At 65.4% G+C, this 2,132-nt stretch carries 2 protein-coding genes; both read left to right on the forward strand.

What is annotated here, in order from left to right; all coding sequences use genetic code 11:
* The first annotated feature begins 68 nt into the window (after positions 1-68).
* A complete protein-coding gene (gene istA, locus DAD99_RS21285) occupies positions 69-1,313 on the forward strand; it encodes an IS21 family transposase (RefSeq protein WP_193343166.1) in 1,245 nt (414 codons plus the stop codon).
* Positions 1,310-2,068 (forward strand): IS21-like element helper ATPase IstB, encoded by a 759-nt coding sequence (istB, locus tag DAD99_RS21290; RefSeq protein WP_193343167.1) that lies wholly within the window; start codon positions 1,310-1,312, stop codon positions 2,066-2,068. Before istA ends, istB begins: the two co-directional genes overlap by 4 nt.
* Positions 2,069-2,132: the final 64 nt, after the last annotated feature.

The following is a 2,132-nucleotide window of genomic DNA, read 5'->3' on the forward strand; positions in this document are numbered from 1 at the left end:
TGTTAACGCCAACCGAAAATAGGGCCAGGAACGCCAACTGAAAATAGGGCCACCGACCATTATGGAAGGTGATCAATTTGGATGATTGGGCGGAGATACGCCACCTGTTTTCGACGGGCAAGCACTCGAAGCGTGAGATCGGCAGGATCGTGGGGGTTTCCCGCGGAACGGTGGATCGGGCTTTGGAGTCGGACCGGGCGCCGAAGTATCAGCGGGCGGCCGGGGTGTCGAGTTTTGATGCGTTTGCTCCCAGGGTGCGGGAGTTGTTGGTGAAGACGCCGACGATGCCGGCAGCGACGCTGGCGGAGCGGGTGGGTTGGTCTGGTTCCGCGTCGTTGTTCCGGGCGAAGGTCGCCGCGATCCGGCCTGAATACGCGCCGCCTGACCCGGCCGACCGCCTGGTCCACGAGCCGGGGTTCCAGGTGCAGTGCGACCTCTGGTTCCCGCACGAGCCGCTGCCCGTCGGTGCGGGCCAGAACGACACGCCACCGGTGCTGGTGATGACCTCGGCGTTCTCGGGATTCATCCAGGCACGGATGCTGCCGTCGCGGACGACGCCGGACCTTCTGGGCGGAATGTGGACTCTGCTGCAGGACGCTCAGGCGGTCCCGTCCAGGCTGCTGTGGGACAACGAGTCCGGCATCGGCCGGCGCCGGCCCACGGAGCCGGTGGCCGCGTTCGCCGGGTCCCTAGGACTGGAGATTAAGCTGCTTCCGCCGCGGGATCCGGAGTCCAAGGGCATGGTCGAACGGATGAACAGGTTCTTCCGTCAACGGTTCATGCCGGGCCGGGACTTCCGCTCACCAGCGGATTTCAACGGCCAGCTGGAGGACTGGCTGCCCAAGGCCAATCACCGGTACTCGCGGTCCCGCCACGGCCGCCCTGACGAGCTGATCGTCCTGGACCGGGAGAGGATGCGGGAACTGCCGCCGGTGACCCCGGACGCGGTGTTCCGCAACGCGGTGCGGCTCCCGCGGGATTACTACGTGCGGGTGTTCTCCAACGACTATTCCGTGGACCCTTCGTTCATTGGGAGGATCGTGGATGTCACTGCTGATCTGGACACCGTCTGGGTCACTCATGAGGGTGTCATCATCGCCACCCATGTCCGGGCATGGGCCCGGCACCTGGTCCTGACCGATCCGGCCCATGTGGCCCGCGCGGCGGTCATGCGCCGGGACTTCCGGACCCAGCGAGTGCACCGCCACGAACCCGAGGAAGCGGTGCAGGTGCGGGATCTGGCCGCCTACGACGAGATCTTCGGCATCGACCTCGGCCAGCAGCCGAACCTGGTCCTGGAGGTGGCCTCATGAGCGGGACACCGTCACAGATCGAGTACTACGCCCGGGCCCTTCGCGCACCACGGATCAGTGATGGGTTCCGCCGGCTCGGGGACCAGGCCCGGGACGCCGGCTGGTCCCATGAGGAGTACCTGGCCGCGGTCCTCTCCCGGGAAGTCTCCGAACGCGAAGCCTCCGGCGCGGCAACACGGATCAAGGCCGCACGGTTCCCGGCCCACAAGGACCTGGAGGAGTTCAACTTCGACCATCAGCCCTCCGCGGACCGGAACCTCATCGCGCACCTGGGCACCGGGGCGTTCCTCTCCGAGGCCAAAAACGTGGTCCTCCTCGGGCCGCCCGGCACCGGCAAAACGCACCTCGCGGTCGGCATCGGCATCAAGGCAGCCAAGGCCGGGCAGCGGGTCCTCTTCGACTCCGCCACGGGCTGGGTCGCCCGACTGCAGGAGGCCCACTCCCGAGGGAAACTCGCCCAGGAACTGGTCAAACTCCGCCGCTACGGGCTCCTCATAATTGACGAAGTAGGCTACATCCCGTTCGATCAGGACGCCGCGAACCTGTTCTTCCAGCTCGTCTCGAGCCGCTACGAACACGCGTCCATGATTCTGACGTCCAACCTCCCGTTCGCCCGCTGGGGCGACGTCTTCGGAGACCTGACCATCGCCTCGGCCATGATCGACCGGATCGTCCACCACGCCGACGTCATCAGCCTCAAAGGCAACAGCTACCGCCTCAAAAAACACCAACCTGCCGCCAGTACGGCACAATAGAACAACAACCCGTGGCCCCGTTTTCAATTGGCACTATTGGCCCTATTTTCGGTTGGCGTTAACA

Source organism: Pseudarthrobacter sp. AB1 (genome assembly GCF_014926485.1).
In the GTDB taxonomy this organism is placed as follows: domain Bacteria; phylum Actinomycetota; class Actinomycetes; order Actinomycetales; family Micrococcaceae; genus Arthrobacter.